This is a genomic window from Sphingomonas adhaesiva, assembly GCF_002374855.1.
Classification (GTDB): domain Bacteria; phylum Pseudomonadota; class Alphaproteobacteria; order Sphingomonadales; family Sphingomonadaceae; genus Sphingomonas; species Sphingomonas adhaesiva.
In genome coordinates, this window is sequence record NZ_NWVC01000031.1 from 1 (window position 1) to 2,372 (window position 2,372).

A 2,372-nucleotide genomic window follows, 5' to 3' on the forward strand; every position below is an offset into this window, starting at 1 on the left:
GTAAGCGTGGCGTGAGGACCGCAGTTTATGCGGCTTGGGCTGTTGGCTGATCTGTCTGGGGCACCCAGTTCCACGGCATCAGCTCGTCCCAGCGGGTGGCGGGCCAGTCGCCGGCGACCCTGGCGATGACATCGGCGATATAGGCCTGCGGGTCGACGCCGTTGGCCTTGCAGGTCTGGATGACGGTGTAGATGGCGGCGGCTCGCTCGCCGCCTGCGCGCGAACCCGCGAACAGCCAGTTGCGCCTTCCCACGGCGACGCCGCGCAGGGCCCGCTCCGCGATGTTGTTGTCGATCTCCAGACGCCCGTCACCCAGGAAGCGGCACAGCGCCGGCCAGCGTTTGGTGCCATAGGCGATGGCTTTGGCCATGTCGGACTTGGGCGACAGGCGGCGAAGGGCAGCGTCGAGCACCTCGCGCAAGGCGTCGACCAGCGACTGGCTTCGTTCCTGTCGCGCTCGACGGCGTACATCCGGCGGCTGACCACGCACCTCCGCCTCGACGGCATAGAGCGCGCCGATGCGCTCCAGGATATCGGTGGTCAGCGGCGTGGAGAGGCGCTCGTGCAGGTCGAACACCTTGCGCCGGAAGTGTGCCCAGCATGCCACCTCTGTGACGCCACCGCGGTACAGGGCGTCATAGCCCGCATAGGCATCGGCCTGGAGAAAGCCGCGAAAGCCGGCGAGATGCGCCTGCGGGTGCGCCGCGGTGCGGTCGGGCGTGAAGCGATACCATGTTGCGGGCGGTGTCGTGCTGCCGGACGCCTGGTCGTCGGCGGCGTACACCCACAGCCGCCCGGTCGCGGTCTTGCCACGGCCGGGTTCGAGCACCGGCACCGGCGTGTCGTCGGCGTGGATCTTGTCGGCCTTGAGCACCTCGTCACGGATACGGCTGACCACCGGGTCGAGCAGTGCTGCAGCTTGCCCGGCCCAGCCCGCGAGCGTCGAGCGGTCGATCTCGAGCCCCTGCGCGGCCATCATCTCGGCCTGGCGGTACAACGGCAGATGGTGGTCGAACTTGGAGACGACGACGTGCGCCAGCGTCGCGAAGGTCGCCTTGCCCCGCGCCACAGCGCTGACCGGCGCGGGTGCCTGGACGATCTTCTCGCAAGACCGGCAGCTGTATTTGGGGCGGACGTTGCGCACGACCCGCCAGCGCACCGGCACGATGTCGAGCATCTCGTGCGCGTCCACGCCCAGCCGGCGCAGCGCACCACCGCAGTCCGGGCAGGTGCAGATACCGGACGCCGGCTCGTGGACGACCTCCTCGCGCGGCAGATGCTCCGGCAGACTGCGGACCGGTGCCAGGCGCGGCGCTACTCCAGGCGCCGCAGTCTCGACTTCGGAAACATCCCGCTCCGTTTCCAGCTCTTCCAGCGCCAGCTCGAGCTGTTCGATCTCGCGGCCCAACTTCTCGGAGGAGGCACCGAACTGCATCCGCCGCAGTCGGGCGATCTGCCCGCGCAACGTGTCGATGAGCAGATCGCGGGCGGCGAGCGCGGCATTCGCCCGGGCGAGCGATGCCTCCAGCGCGGTGATCCGCGCGGTGGCATCAGCAGGGGAAACAGGCGCTTCCAGCACCCGCATTTCATAACAGATCACGCATCGACGGGCGAGAAAAAGCGTCGCAAAACCGCCGTTTTCACCCCGCCAGCGTCGGCGTGAACGTCCGCTCTGGGCGACGCCAGTCGATGCCCTCCAGCAGCATCGACAATTGTGCCGGCGTCAGCGTCACCGTGCCCGTCGCGGTCACCGGCCAGACGAACCGGCCCCGGTCGAGCCGCTTGGAGAACAGGCACAGGCCTTGCCCATCGAACCACAGCAGCTTGACCAGATGACCCCGCTTGCCCCGGAACGCGAACAACGCGCCCGAGTGCGGGTTCTGGGCCAGCACCTGCTGCACCAGTACCGCCAGGCCATCGAACCCTTTGCGCATGTCGGTGACGCCACACGCCAGGAACACCCGCGTCGGCAACGGCGTGGGGCTCAACGCAGCACCGACAACACTCGCGCCAGCGCGCCGGCGTCCACCGACCCGTCCACGCTCACTCGGACGCCACCCGGAAATTCGATGCAGATGAGGCCGGACGTGGATGTCGCCGGCTGCGGCGCAGGTGCGGCGACATCGGCCACGCGCACCTCGGCGAATGCCGGCAGCGCAGGCGCGACCCCGCCCAGCTTGCCCAGCCGCGCCTGCTTGCGCCACGTATAGATCAGGCTGCTCGACACCTCGCGCCGGGCGATGACATCACGGACCCGCACGCCCGGCCGGAACGCCTCGGCCAGGATCTCCAGCTTCTCCGCGTCCGCCCAGCTCCGTCGGCCCGATACCCGGCCGACCACCTCCACACGACCAGTCGTACGAGCGCTCGTA

General features: G+C 69.1%; 3 protein-coding genes. All 3 read right to left on the reverse strand.

All coding sequences use genetic code 11. From position 1 onward, the window contains the following. Positions 1–25 precede the first annotated feature (25 nt). Positions 26–1,585, reverse strand: coding sequence for an IS66 family transposase (tnpC, locus tag COA07_RS17575; protein ID WP_066713531.1), 1,560 nt, complete (start codon positions 1,583–1,585; stop codon positions 26–28). Positions 1,586–1,640: 55 nt separating this feature from the next. After that, positions 1,641–1,988, reverse strand: a complete 348-nt coding sequence (gene tnpB / locus COA07_RS17580) for an IS66 family insertion sequence element accessory protein TnpB (RefSeq protein WP_025292355.1) — start codon at positions 1,986–1,988, stop codon at positions 1,641–1,643. Beyond that, on the reverse strand, positions 1,985–2,372 hold a 388-nt coding region (gene tnpA / locus COA07_RS17585; protein WP_342747687.1), incomplete at its 5' end, for an IS66-like element accessory protein TnpA. The genes tnpB and tnpA, both read right to left, overlap by 4 nt.

What these genes read in the sequence shown, in the direction of transcription:
- tnpC (WP_066713531.1), bottom strand. Translation starts at nt 1,585, where the DNA reads ATGCGGGTGCTGGAAGCGCCTGTTTCCCCTGCTGATGCCACCGCGCGG.